Origin of the sequence: Bacillus sp. BD59S (genome assembly GCF_007363175.1) — a bacterium.
Taxonomy (GTDB): domain Bacteria; phylum Bacillota; class Bacilli; order Bacillales; family Bacillaceae_G; genus Bacillus_A; species Bacillus_A pacificus.
The window spans coordinates 2,953,399-2,974,970 of sequence record NZ_CP034686.1; the positions used below are offsets into that span (position 1 = coordinate 2,953,399).

22 protein-coding genes and 1 riboswitch are annotated in these 21,572 nt (G+C 35.4%); of the genes, 5 read left to right on the plus strand and 17 right to left on the minus strand.

What is annotated here, in order from left to right:
- Positions 1–202: 202 nt before the first annotated feature.
- A complete protein-coding gene (locus EKQ63_RS17305) occupies positions 203–1,549 on the plus strand; it encodes a short-chain fatty acid transporter (protein WP_143881325.1) in 1,347 nt (448 codons plus the stop codon).
- Positions 1,550–1,589: 40 nt separating this feature from the next.
- Here EKQ63_RS17305 and EKQ63_RS17310 read toward each other — a convergent pair whose 3' ends face one another.
- The 4 genes from EKQ63_RS17310 to EKQ63_RS17325 all read right to left on the minus strand — a co-directional run bounded on the left by EKQ63_RS17310 (position 1,590) and on the right by EKQ63_RS17325 (position 3,438).
- Positions 1,590–1,943, minus strand: a complete 354-nt coding sequence (locus EKQ63_RS17310) for a group-specific protein (protein ID WP_143881326.1) — start codon at positions 1,941–1,943, stop codon at positions 1,590–1,592.
- Positions 1,940–2,515 carry an NAD(P)H-dependent oxidoreductase gene (locus EKQ63_RS17315; protein ID WP_143881327.1) on the minus strand — a complete coding sequence of 192 codons (576 nt, stop codon included), beginning with the start codon at positions 2,513–2,515 and terminating at the stop codon, positions 1,940–1,942. Before EKQ63_RS17315 ends, EKQ63_RS17310 begins: the two co-directional genes overlap by 4 nt.
- A gap of 23 nt (positions 2,516–2,538) precedes the next feature.
- Positions 2,539–2,928: an SWIM zinc finger family protein gene (locus EKQ63_RS17320; protein WP_087954893.1), complete on the minus strand. Its 390-nt coding sequence runs from the start codon at positions 2,926–2,928 to the stop codon at positions 2,539–2,541.
- A 252-nt stretch (positions 2,929–3,180) separates the two neighbouring features.
- Positions 3,181–3,438: a hypothetical protein gene (locus EKQ63_RS17325; RefSeq protein WP_000171475.1), complete on the minus strand. Its 258-nt coding sequence runs from the start codon at positions 3,436–3,438 to the stop codon at positions 3,181–3,183.
- Positions 3,439–3,538: 100 nt separating this feature from the next.
- Positions 3,539–3,637, minus strand: a riboswitch (SAM riboswitch).
- A gap of 122 nt (positions 3,638–3,759) precedes the next feature.
- On the opposite strand from EKQ63_RS17325, the gene EKQ63_RS17330 reads away from it, so the two are divergent.
- Positions 3,760–3,951, plus strand: coding sequence for a hypothetical protein (locus EKQ63_RS17330; RefSeq protein ID WP_000554030.1), 192 nt, complete (start codon positions 3,760–3,762; stop codon positions 3,949–3,951).
- A gap of 168 nt (positions 3,952–4,119) precedes the next feature.
- Here the strand turns inward: EKQ63_RS17330 and EKQ63_RS17335 are convergent, their stop codons facing one another.
- The 6 genes from EKQ63_RS17335 to rraA form a co-directional block, all read right to left on the minus strand.
- Complete coding sequence (locus EKQ63_RS17335; protein ID WP_143881328.1) at positions 4,120–4,821, minus strand: ECF transporter S component; 702 nt, start codon at positions 4,819–4,821, stop codon at positions 4,120–4,122.
- Positions 4,794–6,455 carry an ABC transporter ATP-binding protein gene (locus EKQ63_RS17340; protein ID WP_143881329.1) on the minus strand — a complete coding sequence of 554 codons (1,662 nt, stop codon included), beginning with the start codon at positions 6,453–6,455 and terminating at the stop codon, positions 4,794–4,796. Before EKQ63_RS17340 ends, EKQ63_RS17335 begins: the two co-directional genes overlap by 28 nt.
- Positions 6,428–7,306: an energy-coupling factor transporter transmembrane component T gene (locus EKQ63_RS17345; protein ID WP_087996149.1), complete on the minus strand. Its 879-nt coding sequence runs from the start codon at positions 7,304–7,306 to the stop codon at positions 6,428–6,430. The genes EKQ63_RS17340 and EKQ63_RS17345 overlap by 28 nt, the downstream gene beginning before the upstream one ends.
- A 22-nt stretch (positions 7,307–7,328) precedes the next feature.
- The gene (locus EKQ63_RS17350) at positions 7,329–8,159 is read right to left on the minus strand and encodes a DUF4430 domain-containing protein (RefSeq protein WP_143881330.1); all 831 of its coding nucleotides are present in this window, start codon (positions 8,157–8,159) and stop codon (positions 7,329–7,331) included.
- Between the two features lie 56 nt (positions 8,160–8,215).
- Positions 8,216–10,012, minus strand: a complete 1,797-nt coding sequence (locus tag EKQ63_RS17355) for a DUF4430 domain-containing protein (protein WP_143881331.1) — start codon at positions 10,010–10,012, stop codon at positions 8,216–8,218.
- 338 nt (positions 10,013–10,350) lie between these two features.
- On the minus strand, positions 10,351–10,830 hold the full coding sequence (rraA, locus tag EKQ63_RS17360) for a ribonuclease E activity regulator RraA (protein WP_087954888.1): 480 nt from the start codon (positions 10,828–10,830) through the stop codon (positions 10,351–10,353).
- Positions 10,831–11,031: 201 nt separating this feature from the next.
- On the opposite strand from rraA, the gene EKQ63_RS17365 reads away from it, so the two are divergent.
- On the plus strand, positions 11,032–12,462 hold the full coding sequence (locus EKQ63_RS17365; RefSeq protein WP_143881332.1) for a YfcC family protein: 1,431 nt from the start codon (positions 11,032–11,034) through the stop codon (positions 12,460–12,462).
- Positions 12,463–12,609: 147 nt separating this feature from the next.
- Here EKQ63_RS17365 and EKQ63_RS17370 read toward each other — a convergent pair whose 3' ends face one another.
- From EKQ63_RS17370 to ybaK, 6 genes are all read right to left on the minus strand, one after another.
- Positions 12,610–13,437 (minus strand): endonuclease I family protein, encoded by an 828-nt coding sequence (locus EKQ63_RS17370; RefSeq protein WP_053563973.1) that lies wholly within the window; start codon positions 13,435–13,437, stop codon positions 12,610–12,612.
- Positions 13,438–13,921: 484 nt separating this feature from the next.
- Positions 13,922–14,278 (minus strand): ATPase, encoded by a 357-nt coding sequence (locus EKQ63_RS17375; RefSeq protein ID WP_087954886.1) that lies wholly within the window; start codon positions 14,276–14,278, stop codon positions 13,922–13,924.
- 197 nt (positions 14,279–14,475) lie between these two features.
- Entirely contained in the window at positions 14,476–15,501 is a 1,026-nt protein-coding gene (locus EKQ63_RS17380) for an alpha/beta hydrolase family protein (RefSeq protein ID WP_087954885.1), read from the minus strand.
- A gap of 16 nt (positions 15,502–15,517) precedes the next feature.
- Positions 15,518–16,642, minus strand: a complete 1,125-nt coding sequence (locus EKQ63_RS17385) for a helix-turn-helix domain-containing protein (protein ID WP_143881333.1) — start codon at positions 16,640–16,642, stop codon at positions 15,518–15,520.
- A 289-nt stretch (positions 16,643–16,931) separates the two neighbouring features.
- On the minus strand, positions 16,932–17,258 hold the full coding sequence (locus EKQ63_RS17390; protein WP_063245650.1) for a hypothetical protein: 327 nt from the start codon (positions 17,256–17,258) through the stop codon (positions 16,932–16,934).
- Positions 17,259–17,788: 530 nt separating this feature from the next.
- Positions 17,789–18,265 carry a Cys-tRNA(Pro) deacylase gene (ybaK, locus tag EKQ63_RS17395; protein ID WP_143881334.1) on the minus strand — a complete coding sequence of 159 codons (477 nt, stop codon included), beginning with the start codon at positions 18,263–18,265 and terminating at the stop codon, positions 17,789–17,791.
- A gap of 339 nt (positions 18,266–18,604) precedes the next feature.
- Here ybaK and EKQ63_RS17400 point away from each other — a divergent pair, with 339 nt between their 5' ends.
- Positions 18,605–19,915, plus strand: coding sequence for a histidine--tRNA ligase (locus EKQ63_RS17400; protein ID WP_143881335.1), 1,311 nt, complete (start codon positions 18,605–18,607; stop codon positions 19,913–19,915).
- 333 nt (positions 19,916–20,248) lie between these two features.
- Here the strand turns inward: EKQ63_RS17400 and EKQ63_RS17405 are convergent, their stop codons facing one another.
- A complete protein-coding gene (locus EKQ63_RS17405) occupies positions 20,249–20,629 on the minus strand; it encodes a winged helix-turn-helix transcriptional regulator (protein ID WP_071739585.1) in 381 nt (126 codons plus the stop codon).
- A 128-nt stretch (positions 20,630–20,757) separates the two neighbouring features.
- Between EKQ63_RS17405 and EKQ63_RS17410 the strand changes: the two genes are divergently transcribed.
- Positions 20,758–21,438 (plus strand): NAD(P)H-dependent oxidoreductase, encoded by a 681-nt coding sequence (locus tag EKQ63_RS17410; protein WP_087954881.1) that lies wholly within the window; start codon positions 20,758–20,760, stop codon positions 21,436–21,438.
- The last annotated feature ends 134 nt before the right edge of the window (positions 21,439–21,572 follow it).

Consider the following 21,572-nt stretch of genomic DNA (forward strand, 5'->3'; position numbering starts at 1 on the left):
AGAATCGAGAAGTAGCATGATGTAACTTAAGAGTAGCAATGTTTGAAACAGATAGTTGCACTATACTTCAACACACAATGAAATAACGGTTAAACAAATAAAAACAACCGGAATAAATATCTGAATTTTCTATATATTAAAGGATATTATTCAAACAACCCCGAATAATTGTAATACATATACATAAGGGGGTTGATCTATTTTGTTTCGTTCTTTTACAAATGGTTGCGTCGCTTTAGTGCAACGTTTCTTGCCAGAACCGTTTATTTTATCATGTTTATTAACTGTTTTTGTTATCTTCTTCGGCATGTTTGCAACGCACCAAGCACCTGTGGAAATGATTAATCACTGGGGTAATGGCATTTGGGGGCTTCTCGCCTTTTCTATGCAAATGGCACTTGTACTCGTGACAGGATCTGCTTTAGCAAACGCTCCTCTTATTAAAAAAGGATTAACGAAAGCTGCCAGACTACCGAAAACGAATGGACAAGGTATTATTGCCATTTCAATCGTAAGTTTACTAGGCGCATACATAAACTGGGGCTTTGGTATTGTTGTATCTGTTTTATATGCAAAGGAAGTCGCAAGGCAGCTGGAAGGATTAGATTATAGGCTAGCCATTGCCTCTTCTTACTCTGGATTTCTCATTTGGCATGCGGGGCTTTCTGCTTCTATCCCTCTTACATTAGCAACAGGTGGAGAAACGTTAATTAAAACGACAGCTGGAAGTATTAAAGAAGCAATCCCAATAACTGAAACGTTATTCTCACCATACGCCCTCGTTCCCGTTATTATCTTTTTAGTTACGATGCCTCTCATTAATAAGGCGATGCATCCAGATGAAAAACATACGATTACAGTAGACCCTAGCGTGTTCCATGAAGAAGCTGCCGCTCAAGAGGTAGGGAAAAATACGTTCGCTGAAAAAATGGAAAATAGTATCATCATTACACTTTGCGTTGGATTGTTAGGTCTCATTTATATTTTCAATTACTTTTATACGAAAGGTTTTAACCTTACGCTAGACATCGTTATTTTTATGTTATTAATTGCTGGACTTATTTTCCACCGCACTCCGATTCAATATATTCGTGCTTTTTCAGACTCTACGAAAAGTGCTTCTGGTATTTTACTTCAGTTTCCATTTTACGCGGGAATTATGGGCATGATGATTGGAGCAAATAGTGAAGGACTTTCACTTGGAGGGGCTATTTCGAATTTCTTTATTAGCATTTCAAACGAAACAACTTTCCCACTCTTTACTTTTTTAAGTGCTGGCATCGTTAATATTTTCGTTCCATCTGGCGGCGGTCAATGGGCTGTGCAAGCACCCATTATGATTCCAGCTGGTGCTGAACTTGGTGTACCTGCTGCAAAAACAGCAATGGCCATTGCATGGGGCGATGCTTGGACGAATTTGATTCAACCATTCTGGGCATTACCGGCATTGGCAATAGCTGGTTTAGGCGCTCGTGATATTATGGGATTTTGCGTCGTGAACTTACTATATGCAGGATTTATCATAAGTCTATGTTTCTTATTTATTTAAACGAAAAGCTAGTTTTATACTAGCTTTTTTACATAATAAATCATTTATTTCCCATGCAATTTATAATCGTTTCCCACTCTATCTCCGTAAGATGTAATGACTCAAATGCAAAAAAATCTTCGCAAATTTTTCCGATCAGGTGTGGATGTTCCCTCAAAAAATTCCACTGTAACGCTTTAGGAAGAAAATATGTTTCATATTCTTTACTTCCCCTTACTACTTCATCAACTTCTCTTTCACAAATTCCTCTTATTAAATAATCATTTCTTAACTCTATTTGAATTTGCCCAAACGTTTCGCTACATTTCTTCAATTGGACTAAGCACTTAATATATGTACGAAAAAGTTCGTTATCATACTGACAACAATTTATAATACGAGCAAGTTCATTCATAATGTACGAGCCTTTTCTTCAATTTGTAATAACCACTTTTCCCGCTTCTCTACTTTACTCGTTTTCACAGATTGAAAAACTGACCGTTTTATATCGCGAATGCCGCAAAAACGTAAAACACCTCTCTTCATTGTAATCCAATCGGCTGATCGATATAGTAATGCGACGTACCATAATGGTGAGTCTAACGTATTAATTACCCATGCCTTCTTACCTTTCAATAAGCCTTTCGGCAGGGCCCCTTCATATTTATAAGCAAATCCAGCTACAAAAATACGATCAATAAACCCTTTTAAAATAGCTGGCATCCCCCACCACCATATCGGATAGATGAATAAAAGCAAATCCGCTTCTTCTACTAATTTTCTGTACTGAGCTGTCTCTTCTTCATTTACTAAATCACGTCTTTTCTTCTCTTCATTAAATACAAGGACTGGATCAAATTGTTCTTTATATAAATCAAGTACCGTAACTGAATGATTTGTTTCTTGTAATCCTTTTTGCACATGCTCTAAAATCGCCGCGTTAAAACTTGAAGAACTAGGATGAGCGTATACAATTAGTACATTCACTACAAAACAACTCCCTCTATAAGTTAAAGTTTCCCCTTCTTTAACATCTTCTCTACAATTTGCACGTTTTTTGAACTTTGCAACAAGCGATTTAGTACCGTTAGTAACTCTTCCTTTTCTAAACCTTTCAGTTTCTCTTTCACCTTACTCTCACCAGCATCTTGAATATCATAAACAACTGCCGCCATATGCTTGCAAAGATTCTCATACGGACACTCGCAGCTACTTTCTGTAAAATCTTCAAGATCAATAATCACTTCATAGTTTCCTGCATTTCCAGTAACGAAAGCAAATATTTTCTTGTCTTGTATTTCAACATCTTCTACATGTCCATCTTCATAATATTCATAACCTTTATCCATAATGTACTTAGGAATCCACTTCGTTATATCATGTAATAAGTAAGCGTACATCATAGCACCTCTTCCTTTAATTCCCTTTTGACTTCCACAACCCCTGCATGTTATTCTAATAACTGTCAAATAGCAAGTCTATATGACAAAACGACTGACACCTATTCGGCGAAGGTGTCTCTTTTCATTTGCAGCCGATATGAAGTGCCTCTTTCAGGCACATTCAATTTTTGACACTACACACTCAACACCATTCCCTGTATCAGGCTGCTTTAGCAGTCTTTTACTCTACATACTTCAAAAAAAGAGAGCTTAGCTCCCTTTTCTCGCCTTATAAAATACCCCTTTTTCAGCATAGAGATATTCATCAGCTAATGTAATTTTCCCATCCAGTTTCAGTTCATCTAATAGTCTTGATAAATAAAATTGATGTAACATCTTTTTCGTGAATTTTCCTTCATGATGCGAAACGATATGTTCTTGAATATCTAACAATGATATTGGCTTATCTTGCTCTATCATATATTCATAAACTGTACTACGCAGTTTGACGTATTTTTCGAGTGTCACAGTACTTCGCAACCCCTTTCTTCTTAATATAAATTTTCGTAATCGGTTTTTTTGCAATAAAAAAACCTCTCCGATAAGAAGAAGTTACGTATATATCTTCGTCTTATCTCCCAGAACAAATATGTTCTGCTGGAATTAGCACCTGCATCGCGGTTGCTGGGTTTCATCGGGCCAGTCCCTCCACCTCTCTGGATAAGAAAATATTCACTTAATTCTTACTATACGTAATTTCATTTTAATTGTCAAACAAATATAACGAATTATATTTTCTTCTTTACTGTTCATACTATACATATATGAGTATGCAAGGAGGATTATGAAATGCATCAAAATGCTCGCGGATATGTACAAGATTCTTTTCAATCATTACAAGAAGCAAAACATTGTTTAGAAGAAGCATTACAGACTGTTGAAAAAGATTTTAATCGCGCTCGTATTGAGCAATCCCTTTATGCGATTGAACAAGCTATTCAACGCTGCGATTACACCGTTCATATTTTAGAACAAGAGTGAAAAAACTTCCCATCATAAGGTGGGAAGTTTTTTCAAATGGCATACGTCATAATTATTGCCGTTATGATAAAAAAATATACAGAAAAATGCTCCTTACAATATGTAAGAAGCATGAAAGAGGCAAACGAATATGTAAGTCGCGACCCTACCTTATATGAGTATGCTTTTCTACGCCATGTTATGCTCATCTAATATGCCGTATTTCCTTTTAAATCTTGTAAGAATCGTAATCCAAGACGTACTAAATAGTAGTAAGAACACAACATTTGAAATCGCATGGCTCAAATCGAAATAAAAACTTGCGATATAATATGAAATGACAGCTTCCCACGTTGCTTCACGTATAAAACCGAGAAGCCCCCAGAAATTCATGATCCAGCCAAATAAAAAGCCCACGAAGAACCCATATAGTAGTCTCCCCCATAACTTTTTCATTAAAAATGTATTGCGAAGTAAGCCTGCTATAAAACCAATCATACCCCATGAAAACATTTGCCACGGCGTCCACGGACCTTGCCCTAAAAAAATGTTAGATACGATAGCCGCTGTTGCACCGATCATAAATCCAGTTTCGCTTCCAAACACAATTGCAGAAACGATAATGACAAAAGAAGTCGGTTGTACACTCGGTAAAATAGAAAATGGTACGCGGCTAACTGCTGCAATTGCCGCTAATACGGCAACGAGAACAATTTCACGTGAAACAAACGCCTTTCTTTCAAAACGGATATAGAAAGGTAACATAATAACCGCTAATATAAACAAACTACTTAACATGTAATACCTATCCATGATAAGTGTAGTAAAGAGTAATGTGCCTATTATTACTGCGAAAATACATATTATGAATGCAACATATCGTTTGGACACGCTTCGTACACATCCTCCCACGTTAATGCATATGGCAATTCTTTTCGAATGAATCGATTAATAGATGTTGTATAAAAAAAGTTTCCACTAAAAAATTCTTTCGGTGCATCATTCATAATAACTGCTCCATCAAATAACATCATACATTGATCCACGTATTTCGCTGCAAATTCAATGTCATGCGTTGCCATTACAATTGTTGTACCTTCTTTTTGCAACTTCCTAAATAGCTCTCCTACTCTTTCTTTCTTCCACGGATCTAATCCCTTTGTCGGTTCATCAAGTAATAATAACATTGGCTTTGATAATAACGTTATACATAATGCAAGAAGTTGTTGCTCTCCCCCGCTACAATCATGTGGATGTCGTTCTTTAAGCGCATGTAACCAAAACTTTTTAAGCTGTTGTTCTGCTATTTCTTTTCCTTGTTCTCCATATAACTCGCTTGCACGTTCATACACTTCTTCCCACACTGTATCAAATGTAAAATGATAATACGGATGCTGTGAAACATACCCAATACTTTTAAATCGTTCTTTCGAATCAATTTTATGTATCACTTTTCCATTCCACTTTACTTTCCCTCTTCTCGCTTTTTGTAACCCTGCTAAAATCGTTAACAGTGTAGACTTACCTGTCCCATTCTTTCCAACGAGAGCTACCCATTTTCCTTTTTCAATCGATACGGTTAAATCTCGTAAAATGAGCGGACTATTTTTTTCATATTGAAACGAAATATGCTCTGCACTTAAAATGACTTCTTGCTTTTCACTTTGTTCTATTGGCCCGTTCACATATGATATCGCTGAAAAATCATTCATTTTCATTTGTGCTTCTCGCACTGTAAACGGGATATCTTTCGCATTCCACTCTAAAAATAATCTTGGAATTTGCGGAATAAATGGACGGAACTTTTCTACTTCCCACATATTCGCTACAACCATTTTCGGACTACCATCATACACGATTCGGCCGTTATTCATACAAATAACGCGCGTTGCGAGCGGAATTACTTCATCTAAACGATGTTCACTTAAAACGATTGTAATGCCAAGTTCTTCGTTAATACGTTTTAATAATCCTAAAAATTCTTTCGCAGCAATTGGATCTAACTGCGCCGTTGGTTCGTCTAATAATAATAGTTTCGGTTGCATCACTAATACCGCAGCTAAATTGACAAGCTGCTTCTGCCCACCAGATAACGTATGAACAGATTGGTGCAATAAATCTTGAAATCCTAAGAAGCTAATAAGCTCAGCTATTCTCTTTTGAATAATGTGTGATGGTAATCCGATATTTTCTAAAGAAAATGCTAATTCTTGAATGACCGTATCCATTACGAGCTGATTTTCTGGATTTTGAAATACCATGCCAATTTCTTGGGCAGATAACAAATCCGGTACATTTTCTAATAAAGTACCATCATAATATGTATCCCCAGTACGCTTACCAATTGGAAGTAATTCTTTTTTAAAATGTTTTAATAAAGTCGTCTTCCCAGATCCCGATCCTCCAGCAAGTGCAATAAACTCACCTTTTTGAATAGAAAGAGAAATATGCTGTAACGCTTTTTCGTTTTCATCAGCATATACAAATGATAAATTGTTTATTTCTGCATGCGCCACCATATCCATTCCCGTCCTTCCATTATAATTGGTAAACTAATAAACATCGTTAATACGACAAACATCATCCCATCGTATTGCTGAAATAGAACCGATTCGACTTTCGGATAAATGATTAACTTCCCTCCGCCATACGTACTACATATAATAGCAGCTATAAATAGAATACTTAAATAACTGAGCGTATACCAATCGCGTCTTTCCATTCTATACCGAATATAAGTCGTACGTTTCGTTACACCAAATCCACGAGCTTGCATAGAATCTGCCGTTTGTAATGCATCTTCTAATGAACAAATTAATAATACTTGCAATAATTGCATACCATTTTTCACGCGTTCAACAATGGAACCTGCATCTACTTGTACACCTTTCGTTTTTTGGACGAGTGTTATTTTCTGTAATCGCCTCATAAACAAGGGAACAAATCTCACTGTAATCATCGTTAACAATGCTACTTTCGGTGAAATTCTAGAAAATAAATATAAAAATTTATGACTTGAAATAATATCATTATACGAAGCAAACGTAAACATAATTGCAACTAGTAATAACCCCATTACTACTCCAAACATAATCGCCTCAAGCTTAATCCGACTATCACCTAACCAAAATAACGTAGTTCGCCCTCTATGCGTGAATAACGAATTAAATAAAATGACCATAATAAAGAAAATGATTGTGCCCGGTAACATCTTTCTTATCTTTTCGCTATTCCCTTGCATCACATTGATTATAACGATTAATAGTATTGCTCCAATTAAAAAAAGAGGATGAAGACACATCATACATAGTATCATCACCCCAATATAATAGGAAAAATTCACAAAAGGATGTAAAGAAGAAAAACTTATTTTCATAGTCCTTTACCAAATGCCTTTCTTATTTTAATACATACACCCACTCGATTGTATCTCCTGGCTTCACTGTCACTACACCTGCACTATGGTTTGGGAATTCACCGTTCACACGATATTTCCAGCCACTAGTAGCGGTAATATCTTTTTCATATAAATCATTAATACCTTTTACATAAACATCGCCTTTAGACCCACTCGCATCCACATCTAAACCTGTACGCTGCAATACTTTATACACTGTATCGCCTTCTTGTACATCCATTTTTCTCGCACCTAATAAGTATCCTTTATCACCTTTTACTGAGATAGTGACTTGTTTTGCTTTAGGTTCTGGTGGTACTGGTTTTGGTGGTGGTACCGGTGTTGGCGGAGTTGGTACACTATTGTTCTCTTCTGGATTTTTCTTTTGCTCCTGCTTCGGTGTTTCTTTCGGTTGATTGACAACCTTCGCTTCTTCTTTTACCTCTTGTGCTTTCGGTTGTTGCTGTTGTTTCTCTTCTTGTGCTTTTTGTTGTTCTGGTTGCTTATTTACAGCTGGTTGCTCTTTCGGTTGTTCCTGTTGTTTCTCTTCTTTCTTTACTTCTGTCTGCGCCTGCGGCTTTTCTTCTTTCGGCTTCTCTTCTACTTTTTGTTCTTGTTTCTCTTTCTGTTCGTCTTGCTTATTTTGATCTTGTTCAGCTTGTTTTTCCTCCGGCTTTTCTTCCGGTTTCGCTTCATCTTTTTTCTCTTCTTGTTTTGCTACCTCTTCTTGCTTCCGTTCTACTTTCTTCTCAGGCTTTACAGCTGCCTCTTCACATCCGGCAAGTAACCCAAGTGAAAGCAGTAAAGAAATAAACCACTTCATCTTACTCATGTTGTCTCTCACCTTTCATAATAAAATTAGGAGCAAATGATTGCTCCTAATTTTTGTTAAGCTGCTTTACGTCTCCATAATACATATGCAGAAGCAATACATAATACACCCATGCCTACTTCTGTAGCTGCACTATGAGAAGATGCTCCTGTTTTTGGTAGTGTGCTACCGTTTCCGGATTTTTTATGTTTAACCGGTTCGTTATCAATAACAACTTTTAAGTTGTCATCTTTTGTTTCCTGTTGCCCTTGTTTTTGTTCTTCTGGTTGTTCAGTAACTTCTTTTTCTACTACAACATTTTCTGAATCTACATTTGGTTTCTTATCGATTTCAATAACAGATTCAGTTGACCAGTCATAAATCGATTTTCCAAGGTCTTTAAACTGAAGTAAAGCTAATAATGCTTGCTCTGTTGCCATTCCGCTACCGGTTTGATCCCCTGGTAACCATTTAAATTCACCATTTGGAAGTTGATATGACAATAGATTTTGCACTGCCTTATGTAGACGGTTTTGATCTACATCTTTCACAAGTGATAATCCAATAATTGCTTGTGCAGCACTATTAGAATTTACTTGTCCATCAGCAGAGAAACCACCATTTTCTAGTTGTTCATTATATAAGTATGCAACAGCCTTTTGCACAGCTGGTTTCACATCTTCTCGCTCTTGATAAGGAGCTAATGCTGATAAAACCATACCTGTTACATCAACGCTACTAGCACTATCTTTACTGCTTGCGCTATCGTAAGTCCAGCCGCCATCTGTATGTTGCGCGTTTAAAAGTGCATCTACTAAAGCAACTCGATTCCATTTTGAATCTACTGGAATTTCATATTTTTTCGTATCAAATGCAAGTAAAGCAAATGTATAACCTGTAACAGAATTCACTTTATCTGATTCGTACAATTTTTGAACTAAATTATGTTCGCCTACCATTTTTGGGTCTGCATTCATTGCATTCATCATAATAATCGTTCTAGCTAAATCTGTCGCTGAAAAACGGTTCATACGCTTTTCTACTTTTTCAGTTACAGCCTTAACATAATTTAATTTCGCCTCGATTGGAACATTCTTTCCAGAACGAGAAAGACCTAAAGCTACCCAATCGCTTTCAATTCCATCTTGTAACATCTTTTCAGATGTTTTAGAGATTGCGTCATTTACTTGTGCTGCTGGAACTTGAATGTTCTCTTGCTTTGGTTGTTCTTGTTTTTCATCATTTGTTTTTGTTCCATCTGGCTTTTCTTGTTTTGGATCATCTGCCTTTGGTTCTTCTGGCTTTTCTTGTTTCGGATCATCCGTCTTTGGTTCTTCTGGTTTTTCTTGTTTTGGATCATCTGTTTTTGGTTCTTCTGGTTTTTCTTGTTTTGGATCATCTGTCTTTGGTTCTTCTACCGTTTTACAAGTACCAAATTTATCTAATGTTTGTTGTAATGTTTCTTGACTCATATTGCTCCAGTCTGAAACAAAGCGGAAAACAACAACATCTCCAGATTTTAATTTATAACTATCCGCTCCAACTTCTGCAGATTTATCATTTACATCATACAGCCAGCCACTTGTAGCACCGGCCATTAAGCCGTCAATGCCTTTTACATACGTTCCAAACGACATCGTTTCAGCTTCTACTTTGTCCCCCATGACTTTTTGTAGCAAACTTAAAGCTGTTTCCCCATCTGCAATTTGCTCTTCTTTCGGACATAACATAATGCCCTTTTGTGATTCACCAACAATTGCAAGTTTTGCTGTATTTCCTTCAGCAAACGTAATATGTACTGTATTCGCAAAAGAAACAAATACAAGTGTAACTGCCATTAACGACGTAAGCAGCCATTTTTTTAACATTGCCATCCCAAAATTTCCTCCCTTACTACTATTCACACAAAAAAAGGCCCTTCAAGGGCGTGCAATTGACACTCTTTTTTTGTAAGTGTCGAACAAACTGTGCAACACCTCCTACCCGCATCATTCGCGGCTATATTTGTATAGGAAAAATAATTTTGTTCATGAACGTATCATTGTGATAACATTCACTTTTCTAGGCAAAACTGACTTCCATTTAAGTTATCGTAAAACGATAAACCTATACATTCTGTAAATTATAAATTTCTGTATTATTTTACTATTGACATAGAATTTTGTCCATGCTTTATCGTATTTATTTTCTAAGAATAGTAACTTACTAACCTTTAACGATGCAAACTTTTTTCACTAATAATGACGCCATCTTCATCCACATAAACATAATCATTCGGCTTCCATTCTACTCCTCCAAATTGCAATGAAATATTTCGTTCTCCTTTCCCTTCTTTTACACTTCTATTCGGCATTGTTCCTAACGCTAAAATACCTATATTAACATTCTTTAGTTCACTAGAATCACGAACATATCCATTCACAATAATTCCTGCTAGCTTTCTTTCTTCTGCAATAGCTGCCAAATTATCACCGAGTAACGCACAATTCGTAGATGCGCCGCCATCAACAACTAATACCGTTCCTTCTGATAATGTTTGCAACCCTTCCTTCACTAGTACATTATCATCCTTCACTTTTACAGTTGCAATTTTCCCGTAAAATTGTTCTTTCTTCCCAAAAGACCGAAAAGACTGGCGACATATTTGCAATTCATTTTCAAAATCATCACATAGATCCGTAGTTTTCCACATCTTTTTTCCCTCTTTTCCTTATTCTTTCTATATAACATATTCTTTGATTATTCTCGTTTCCCTGTCTACTGTTGCAAGAATTTGTATGTGCGTGAAAAGGATAGAAAAACTATTGCCTTAGGAAGCAACCTTTATTATAATCGATTTCACAGATAAATTTCAGAATATTAAAAATTAATAAAGTGAAAAAGGAGGGGTTTTATGCAATTACAGACCGAGGCAAAAAAACAGACTAGTAAACGAAAGTTTAAAATGCCTGACGCGTACGTACTACTATTTTTTATTGCCTTACTTTGTGCAATAGCTACTTATTTCGTTCCTGCTGGAGAATTTAAAAGAGTTACTAACGGTACTGTTACAACGACAATACCAGGAAGTTATCATTCTGTTCCACAATCGCCAGTAGGGTTTGTTTCTTTTTTTACTGCTATTGAAAAAGGAATGACACTTGCTGCTCCTATCATCTTCTTAATTTTATTTACGGGTGGTGCTATTGCGATTCTTGAAAAAACAGGTGCTCTTGACGGTTTAATCTATCATGTTATTAACAAATTTCGTAATCAGCAATTACTTTTCATATGTATTGTCGCCGCGCTCTTTTCTATTCTCGGAACGACTGGTATTATCGTTAACTCAGTTATCGGCTTTATACCCATTGGTATCATCGTGGCACGCACATTAAAATGGGACGCTATCGTTGGCGTAGCAATTATTTATTTAGGCACTTATGCTGGTTTTAATGCTACTATTTTATCTCCCTCACCTTTAGGCATTTCACAAAAAATCGCAGAACTTCCGATGTTTTCGGGAATTGGTTTACGTACGGTAATTTATATCTCTTTTTTATTGGCTACCATTCTATATATTAATTGGTATATAAAACGCTTGAAAAAATCGAATAAAGGAAGCATACTCGGCGACAACTGGTTTCCAAGTAATGCTCTTTCAAGTGAGAAAGAAATAGAGAAAACTGAAGTTCCTTGGACAATACGTCACAAATTGATTTTACTCGTTTCAGCTTTATCCTTAATTGTATTTTTAATAGGCGCTTTCCGTCTACATTGGACAGACGCAGAAATGACCGCTACCTTTATTTTCATCGCCATTACAGCGGGAATAATAGGTGGTATGAAAGCAAACGATATCGCTTCTACTTTTCTAACAGGCTGCCAAAATCTCATATACGGTGCTCTAATCGTCGGAATGGCTCGTTGTATTTCAGTCATTTTAGAACAAGGTAAATTACTTGATACAATCGTTAACCAACTCGCACAGTCTCTCGAAGGACAAAGCCCGATATTTGGCGTGATCGGTATGTACGTAAGTAGTGCCGCATTACATTTCCTTATTTCATCCGGTACAGGTGAATCTGTTATTTTCATTCCGATATTAGCTCCATTAGCTGATTTCATGCACATTACACGCCAAGTTACAGTACAAGCTGTTATGCTCGGCGAAGGTGTAGTGAACTGCCTCAATCCAACTTCCGGTGTTTTAATGGGCGTTCTCGCAGCGAGCAGCATTTCTTATGGAAAATGGCTTCGATTCATGGCGCCACTTGCATTGATCTGGTTTATCATTGGACTTATTTTTCTTATTGTTGGTGTGAATATTGAGTGGGGACCGTATTAAAAGATTCGTATTATACTTAACTTGATAAAATATCTATCCTATTTTCCTCTCCAATTCTATAAAAATCACTTATTCTAGTATAGATATAAAAAGGGATTAATCATAATGATCAATCCCTTTTCTCAAAGTAAAATACCTTTAAGTATTTTAGTTCCAAATTTTATTTACCCATTCCGGATGATCAATGAAAGGATTACGATTATGTTGATATTTCGTAAAAATCACTTCATTACGCTTTCTCTCTAAATCATCGACCGGGTCTTGTTCATTCCATTTTAGTAAAACGGATAGTTTGCCCATGTATGGGTCTTTATTGTTATTCACCTTTTCATTTAGTTCTAAGTCTATTTCACCGTTGTCTCCCTCGTAACGAACTGCCATGTAAAATAGCATTCTAGCGATATCTCCTTTTACACTATCACGAGGTTCCCAAGAATCACTATCATATTTACATTCTGTCGCTTCTGAATGATTCACGCCACCATTATCAAAATCCAGATTTCCACGTGAACTATTTACAGATACATCCGTCGCTCTTAAATGATGCAAATCTGTTCCAGGTCCTGCAGTCGTTCCAAAGTCACCGTGTGATTTTGCCCAAACATGCTCTCGGTTCCAGTTATTTACTCCTGAGCCATTCGTAAGTTTCCCTTGCGAACGACCAGTATATAAGAGTATCACATTATTTTTATTATTTGGATCTTCATCAGTATCTCTTAGTGCTTCCCAAACCGCACTGTATGATAACTTTGTATGATTATCAATAATATTATGCAGTTCCTTCTTTAATTCTAAACCGGTCTTTCCTATTGCATTATTATAATATGTATCGTCATAACTTTTTACAATAATCTCCTGTGCTGATGCAGGAGCCACTTCACCGTGTATAGTATCTGTGAATGATAGAGATGCAGAACCTAAAATAAAAAATGAAGATAGTGTAATCATAGCAATCTTTGTATTTCGAAACTTCATATACCCATTTCCCCTTTAAAATATAATTTGAAGCTATTGACTAAAAAATGCTTTCTACCCCCCAAAAACTCTTTAGAAACCCATACCCCTTTTCTGTTTATTTAATACAAGACTCTATTGAGTCTGTATCACTTCTAAACTTTTTGTTTATTCACATTCCAAACAATTTCACTTTTAACAAGGAATACCCTTCTCTTATAAAGATTATTAAAATATTCTTTACAACTAAAAAGTAGTTTAATATTAACTTATAAATATAAATTTATTTATGCAATAATGCATATTCGATAAATACTTAAAAAACATTCAAAGAAAACCATGCCACAAAACCGATACAGTCTAAGACAGAAATAATAAAAATCAAGATGATAGCTCAACTTTTCCTTTTTCCATAACTGTCTTTATTTTTGTGTAAAATCTTTCTTTCTCTGAATAATACGTACAAAAATAGATTGGATACCATGTAGGCACCAATCTATTTTAATTAAAGAAACTGTGTCAATTCTGAGTTCACAACACGTTGTGCAGTAATAATAACACTTTCAGCTGTTAGCCCATAAACACTATATAGTCCACCAGGTTGATTAGGAACAATTTGAACTTCATATTCAAATGCTTGTCCAAAAGCAGGATGAACTAAACTTAGAGTTACAAAAGTAGAAGCATTAGAATTCACATTGAAGTTTACCTGTTCAATCAACACTAATGAACCGTCAAGTCTAAAAACTCTAGCTACTCCAGTAAGCGGGCCCGCAGTACGGTTAAGGATTTTCACCCTAACTCTATTTGCATTAGCAGGTTGATTTCCTACGTTTTCAATTGGTCCTGTAGTAAGTGCCATATAACATCACCTCCATTATATTATTATGATATTCAACGATATATAGTGATGTTATAGTTTAATTACCCAATTTATTTAAAATAAAAAAATGTTCGTTTTTATCTCGTTAATTAATAAAAACGAACATTTTATAATGAATGAATTCGCAAAAAATAAATTCATATACTAAACTAAATCAACCTACAACAACCGTTTTTTTACAGACAATTCCTCTCCCTTCCGACTTCCTCACTTTCGCCTAATATTGAGCCGGGAATCTTACTACCCGCATGTTGCGAGATAAAATGTGTATCCAGCCAATTTACAATTATTTCTTCCAGCTCTGGATGTAGTGGCTTTCCTGCCCCTTCTTCATAATTCTTTTTAAACTCTAATGCTTTAAAATCACCTTCAAAACTTTTCAAACTATGATCCATATTTTGTACTACATATACTTCAGAATCACCCTTCACATAATCACCGATCCGCTTCGCTCTTTCAGGATCAGCCTGAATATCTTTATCACCAGCAATAGCTAGTACTGGACATGTTACTTGTTGTAAGTCTTTATAGATGTCATGCTGAAAATGCTCTCTAAACCACTTTGCGTTCATCGGTTTAAAACCAACTTTAATCGTATCTTTTTCTGTGTTCATCATTTTCTCTTTTATTTTTTCCATTTGCTTCTCTCCGCGTTTCTCTACATTGAGAAGGCGCATTAGTTTTCCTTTTATTCCTTTCTGCTCTTTTAGTTCTTTATATGCAATTTCTCTTTGTCTTTTTGTAGCCTCTTCTAATGATTCCGCAGCCCCTGTAAGAAGGATAAGCCCATTAACTGGTGTTCTTGCGTTTACTACAGTTGCCAACATACCCCCTTCACTATGACCAGCTAAAATAATATTTTCTGGATCAACAAATGGTTGTTCTTTTAAATACGTAATCGTAGCCTCTATATCATTAACTAAATCCCACATTCCAGTCTTCAGAAATTCTCCGTCACTCTTTCCTACTCCGCGCTTATCAAAGCGGAGCGTCACTACTCCAAGTCTCGCAATTGTATGTGCTAAATCTTTATATACGTTCGACGCAAGCTTTAACGGTACGATCGTTCCATCACGATCAATTTCCCCAGATCCAGCAATAATGACAACGGCAGCATACTTCCCGTCAGCTTTCGGCTTTGTAATCGTTCCATACAAAGTAAATTCACTATTTATCGCTACTTCATATTCGTCAAAGGTCATTATATTTGTCCTCCCACTATTCTTTTATATCCAATTTAAATTTCAAACTCGCTACAATATTTTTATACTCTATTAAGTCTTTCATTGATTCGAAAATTGGATTCTCTGCAATACTTTGTAACATGCTCCGCTTTATAATTTCTTCATTTCTGACCGTCTTAGCGCCGAGCGGAAACTCTGCAAACCATTCATCAATTGCATCAAAATAGGAATCACCGTGTAAATGTAGACTATTTACTGTAAAGCTCGCCGCGCAAACCGCTGCATATTTCCGTAACATTTCTAATGCTCTTTCATAGTTTTCATGCATACAGCATACTTGCGCAGCAGCATAATAAACTTTTAAAGTCATATGCGGATGTAATTTTTCTATGTCATAAGTGTCTATTAATTTAAAGACTCTATTTAAAGCCATCTCTACCTTTTCTTTGTTTGAGGCATTTACTAATACAAAACTCGGTATTGTCGAAACGAATTGCATCAAATGTTGGTACATACTAATTTGCATTATTTCATTTGCCTTTTCAGCATTTCCAAGCATTTGATACGCTTGTGCGATTAGCTCTTCCTCTGGAACGTTAGGACGTATCGTTCCGCCAAGCAATTCCAATACTTCATTCGGTTTATTGAGTATAAGATAGCAAGTTGCTTGAAACGATACCGCCTCTTTCACAAGAGAAACATCGTCACTTTCTTCCTGCACTCTGCTAAAGAGATACATTGCTTCTTCTAAAATTTCCATTCTTTTATCCGTATCCTCTGTTAACATATGGTGATTAATAAAAAGTAGTCCCATTTGAAGTAATAACGGAAAACAAGAATAATATTTTTTGATGATTCCTCTGCACTCTATCATTACATCATCAAACGGTTCTTCACTAAAAGCTTCTGCGAGTCTATGATATAAATTTTTAATATCTTCCTGTTTCATTTGCGGTGTATAACTAATTAGTTCATCTATACTAATGTTAAAGTATGATGCTAACAGTGGTAAAAATGTAATATCCGGATAACTCTGCCCCGTCTCCCATTTGGAAACAGACGCCTTCGTAATACCGATATACGCCGCTAACTCTTCCTGCGTAATTCCCTTTTCTTTTCTCTTATCCGCAATAATTTTATGAATCTGAATCTCTCTCACTGTATCACCTCATACTTTTATTATATGTACTATATTCTATACAAAATATGGATTTAAAGTCGACTATCGTTAACAAAATCAACTGTTAGGAAACACCCCTCTAAAATCAAAGGCAGGAACATATTTAATATGTTCCTGCCTTTTTATTGTGGGTTACCGATACATAGCCATCTAGCTAAGATTTTGAAGTACTGTAAAATCAAAAATTTCATCTCACCACAGTTTTCTATGGGAATTTAGTGAACAGCTTATTTGCATGATTTTCGTTAGCGGAAGTCATTTTAAAATTCTATATGTCGATTTTTTCTTTGCCCTTACGGATAAACCACCATATTAAAGCCATAAATAGCATGAAAAGCGGTATTATTTGAATAAAGAAAAATCCTTTCCAAAAATAAAGTGGATTATTATATGTAAATTCTGTTGAGGCCTCATGTGTATAAGAAACAAACGAACCTACCAAATAAGCCATTGGAATTGTAATTAGATTTATCCCTAGAAAGATCATTATCAATGATAGGTTTTTATCTTTAATTTTTGGTGAACCAGACTTGATAAATAAAAATGTTGCAGTGCCAAATATAAGAAAAAGTGGTATTACATAAAAAATTCCCATAATACCCCTCCTTGATTTTAATTGTACCATCAGGAAAGACAACTTTGTGTAATTTTGGATGAATAACATATACCTGTTCAGTTAACATAACGTCTCATTATCAGTAGCAAGGAAAAAGGAGAACCCTGCTCTCACAAGGGAACCTTCTTTTTTATTTCTATGAATCTATACATGTTTTATACATTCCTATCCTGGTATCGTTTTAGTGTTCTTGTTTGTTACTGGATTAGCAAAAAAACTGTATATAATCTTGCATGCTCTTAGCATAGGTTTTTCAAACATACTGGCATTCCCGAATATTCGCTTTCTTATGGCATGTCTTAAACTTTCATTAAAACACTCTCCCTTCCTTTGTCTATCTTTGTGAGTAACTCTTCTTGTTTATTTAAAGTCCTCCCCCCAAAGCCAAACAAATGATTCAGTTTATCCAGTATGTAAATAAAAAGGACAATTAGCCCCATAATGGACTAACTATCCTATAACTTCTTATCTAAACTTAATAAAACTAGAACTTCTTTTCCTATGTATCATTATTTCGTTATCTCACCAAACTGCGCTCTCGTCACTTTCGCCAAGTCATCCACTTTAAGTTCAATTTGTATACCTATTTTCCCGCCACTTACAATCATCGTTTCAAGTGATTGGGCGCTTTCATCGATACATGTAGAAAATAACTTCTTCATTCCGACTGGTGAACAACCGCCGCGAATGTATCCTGATACTTTCGTAATATCTTTTACAGGAATCATTTCAATTTTCTTTTCACTTACTGCTTTTGCGGCAGCTTTTAAATTTAATTCCTCATCTACTGGAATAATAAACACATGATAATTTTTACTATTCCCTTGAGCAATTAACGTTTTATATACTTCTCTCACTTCTCGTCTAATTTTCTCGGCTACTGATACGCCATCAATTTTCCCATCGTCTGGATCATATGACATCATCGAATATTCAATTTTTTCTTTATCTAATATTCGCATCGCATTTGTTTTATCTTTTTTCATAACGTTCTCCTTAAAAGGTTATTTCATATTATTAAGTTTTATTATACACCCTTTTCCATTTCTCCTACATAACTTCACGTATTTTTCAAAACTAAAAATATTGATAATTCAAAAATTATCTGATATAATTTGGAAAAACTTATGTTAAGGAGAGATTTGTAATGCGAAATGTTAATACTTCTTTCCAACTTCATCATCATACGTAACGCCGTGTATCCGAAGAAAAATTTTTCTTCGTGGGTACAGGGCTTTTCCTGTTGACCCACGAAGCGTTCATAAAGCTATGTGGGTATTTTTATACCTGCATAGCTTTTTTTAATTTAAAAAGGAGTGATTATGATGGAAATGAGAAATGTAAAAGGAACGAAAGACTATTTACCAGAGGAACAAGTGCTGCGAAATAAAATGAAAAGAGCTTGTGAGGATACGTTTGAACGTTATGGCTGTAAACCGTTAGAGACACCAACATTAAATATGTATGAGCTTATGTCATACAAGTACGGCGGTGGTGATGAAATATTAAAAGAAATATATACACTTCAGGATCAAGGAAAACGCGACCTTGCCTTACGATATGATTTAACAATTCCATTCGCAAAAGTCGTAGCGATGAATCCGAACATCCGCCTTCCTTTTAAACGGTATGAAATTGGGAAAGTATTTCGAGATGGCCCTATTAAACAAGGGAGATTTCGTGAGTTTATACAATGCGACGTTGATATAGTCGGTGTAGAATCTGTCATGGCAGAAGCTGAACTTATGAGTATGGCATTTGAACTGTTCCGAACGTTAAACTTAGAAGTAACGATTCAATATAATAACCGAAAATTATTAAACGGTATTCTCCAGGCCATTAACATTCCTACTGAGTTAACGAGTGACGTCATTTTATCATTAGACAAAATCGAAAAGATTGGGATTGATGGTGTACGAAAAGATGTATTAGAGCGTGGAATTTCTGAAGAAATGGCTGATACGATATGTAATACCGTTTTATCTTGTCTAAAGCTTTCAATTGCTGACTTTAAAGAAGCTTTCAATAATCCACTCGTTGCCGAAGGAATAAACGAATTACAACAATTACAGCAATATTTAATCGCTCTCGGAATAAATGAAAATACGATATTCAATCCGTTTTTAGCCCGAGGACTCACAATGTATACAGGCACCGTATATGAAATCTTTTTAAAAGATGGATCAATTACATCTAGCATCGGTAGCGGAGGGCGATACGATAATATTATTGGGGCATTCCGTGGTGATAATATGAATTATCCAACAGTCGGTATTTCATTCGGTTTAGACGTTATTTATACAGCACTATCACAGAAAGAAACGATATCATCTACAGCGGATGTATTTATCATCCCGCTCGGAACAGAATTACAATGCTTACAAATCGCCCAGCAATTACGTTCTACCACTTCCTTAAAAGTCGAACTCGAACTAGCAGGACGTAAATTAAAACGTGCCCTTAATTATGCCAATAAAGAGAATATCCCTTATGTGCTTATTATTGGGGAAGAAGAACTTAGTACAAACACTGTTGTGCTACGGGATATGAAGGAAGGTAGTGAGGTGAAGATTCCGCTTTCTTCTTTGAAAGATAATACATTGAATAAGTATTTTACAATGCCTACTACGTTATGACTGTGAAGTATTCTCAAAATGTAAATCCGGTCAACAAAAAAAGGGCTGTCCGCGCATGGCAGCCCTTTTCCCTTAATGAACAACACCTTCATAAGTGAAATTATATTAAAGATTTTTCGAATATATCTATCATAATTTACACTATATCAACGATACATAGATTTTTTCATTTTATAGATAATCGGGTGGTTAGTTTACATAAAATAATTATGATCAATTTAATCCTACAAAGCTTTAACATCCAATTCCCTATTTTGATAATATATGGTTTTCTAACTCCACTACCAATTCAAGAAAAATTCATATCCGTCTCTACTATACCACTTTCATCTATTAACTTTTATTTTGTGCATTCCTACTCTCCAAAACTTTCTCCATATTATGAGTTGCCCATTCCATCATTAATAGAATCATTGGACGTAGTGATTCACCAAGCTCAGTTAACGAATATTCTACTTTCGGAGGGACTTCACGGTATACTTCACGATGGATGATGCCGTCTGCTTCAAGTTCTCTCAGCTGCAGTGTTAACATTCTTTGTGTGATATTAGGTTTTAATCTTTTTAATTCATTAAACCTCTTTGTACCATCTAATAAATGATACAAAATAACCCCTTTCCATTTCCCACCAATAACCTCAACCATAGCTTCCACTGGACAAGAATATTTATTTAGAAATGGGTAATTTATATTATTTTCATTCGAACAATCCATAATAAATCCCTTCCCTTATCAATAGTACCTTTTTTGATACTATACCACATAAATGTGCGTACTTGTGTCTATGTTACTTTAAAAATATAATTTACTTACAAAATAAATGAATGAAAAGAGGAACTTTTATGACAAATACAAATCAAATTACAAAAGAAAAAATTATGGAGGCTTTTCATTTCAGACATGCATGTAAAGAGTTCGATCCTATGCACAAAATTTCAGAAGAGGACTTTAAATTCATTTTAGAAGCAGGCAGATTATCTCCTTCTTCTTTTGGTTATGAACCTTGGAAATTTATTGTCGTACAAAATAAAGAAGTAAGAGAGAAACTACAACCGTATTCATGGGGCGCTGGTGGGCAACTTGCAACAGCTAGTCACTTTGTCATTGTTCTTTCAAGAAACATGAAAGATATGCATTATGATGCAGAGTATATTAAATATATGATGAACGATATTATTGGATTGCCTGAAGACACGCAAAAAATTAGATATGAATTCTTTAAAAAATTCCAGGAATCAGATTTTAACTTATTACAATCCGACCGTGCTGTATTTGATTGGGCATCTAAGCAAACTTATATTGCTTTAGGTAATATGATGACGAGCGCAGCTCAAATCGGTATTGATTCTTGTCCAATAGAAGGATTTGATAAAGAGAAAGTAGATTCTTTACTTCGTCAAGAAGGCATTATCAATGGAGATAACTTTGAAGTATCTGTTATGGTTGCCTTTGGTTACCGTAAAGAAGAGCCAAAACGTGATAAAACAAGACAGACGATGGATGCAATTGTTGAATGGATTTAATAAGATAACACGCGCTCCGTATAGCTGCATACACATACGAAAGAAGTAGAAGTTCCTTTTTCTTATGTATGAAATTAGTTTTTCATGGAAAACTATATTAGTATGTATGCAGTTTAAACACTCTATTTATTAGA

Coding starts and splice junctions, on each gene's coding strand:
- EKQ63_RS17410 (WP_087954881.1), top strand. CDS start 20,758: ATGACAAATACAAATCAAATTACAAAAGAAAAAATTATGGAGGCTTTT.
- EKQ63_RS17340 (WP_143881329.1), bottom strand. CDS start 6,455: ATGGATATGGTGGCGCATGCAGAAATAAACAATTTATCATTTGTATAT.
- EKQ63_RS17365 (WP_143881332.1), top strand. CDS start 11,032: ATGCAATTACAGACCGAGGCAAAAAAACAGACTAGTAAACGAAAGTTT.
- EKQ63_RS17320 (WP_087954893.1), bottom strand. CDS start 2,928: ATGTACGCTTACTTATTACATGATATAACGAAGTGGATTCCTAAGTAC.
- EKQ63_RS17390 (WP_063245650.1), bottom strand. CDS start 17,258: ATGGGAATTTTTTATGTAATACCACTTTTTCTTATATTTGGCACTGCA.
- EKQ63_RS17380 (WP_087954885.1), bottom strand. CDS start 15,501: ATGACCTTTGACGAATATGAAGTAGCGATAAATAGTGAATTTACTTTG.
- EKQ63_RS17370 (WP_053563973.1), bottom strand. CDS start 13,437: ATGAAGTTTCGAAATACAAAGATTGCTATGATTACACTATCTTCATTT.
- EKQ63_RS17330 (WP_000554030.1), top strand. CDS start 3,760: ATGCATCAAAATGCTCGCGGATATGTACAAGATTCTTTTCAATCATTA.
- rraA (WP_087954888.1), bottom strand. CDS start 10,830: ATGTGGAAAACTACGGATCTATGTGATGATTTTGAAAATGAATTGCAA.
- ybaK (WP_143881334.1), bottom strand. CDS start 18,265: ATGAAAAAAGATAAAACAAATGCGATGCGAATATTAGATAAAGAAAAA.
- EKQ63_RS17400 (WP_143881335.1), top strand. CDS start 18,605: ATGGAAATGAGAAATGTAAAAGGAACGAAAGACTATTTACCAGAGGAA.
- EKQ63_RS17350 (WP_143881330.1), bottom strand. CDS start 8,159: ATGAGTAAGATGAAGTGGTTTATTTCTTTACTGCTTTCACTTGGGTTA.
- EKQ63_RS17375 (WP_087954886.1), bottom strand. CDS start 14,278: ATGGCACTTACTACAGGACCAATTGAAAACGTAGGAAATCAACCTGCT.
- EKQ63_RS17405 (WP_071739585.1), bottom strand. CDS start 20,629: ATGGATTGTTCGAATGAAAATAATATAAATTACCCATTTCTAAATAAA.
- EKQ63_RS17355 (WP_143881331.1), bottom strand. CDS start 10,012: ATGGCAATGTTAAAAAAATGGCTGCTTACGTCGTTAATGGCAGTTACA.
- EKQ63_RS17310 (WP_143881326.1), bottom strand. CDS start 1,943: ATGAATGAACTTGCTCGTATTATAAATTGTTGTCAGTATGATAACGAA.
- EKQ63_RS17345 (WP_087996149.1), bottom strand. CDS start 7,306: ATGAAAATAAGTTTTTCTTCTTTACATCCTTTTGTGAATTTTTCCTAT.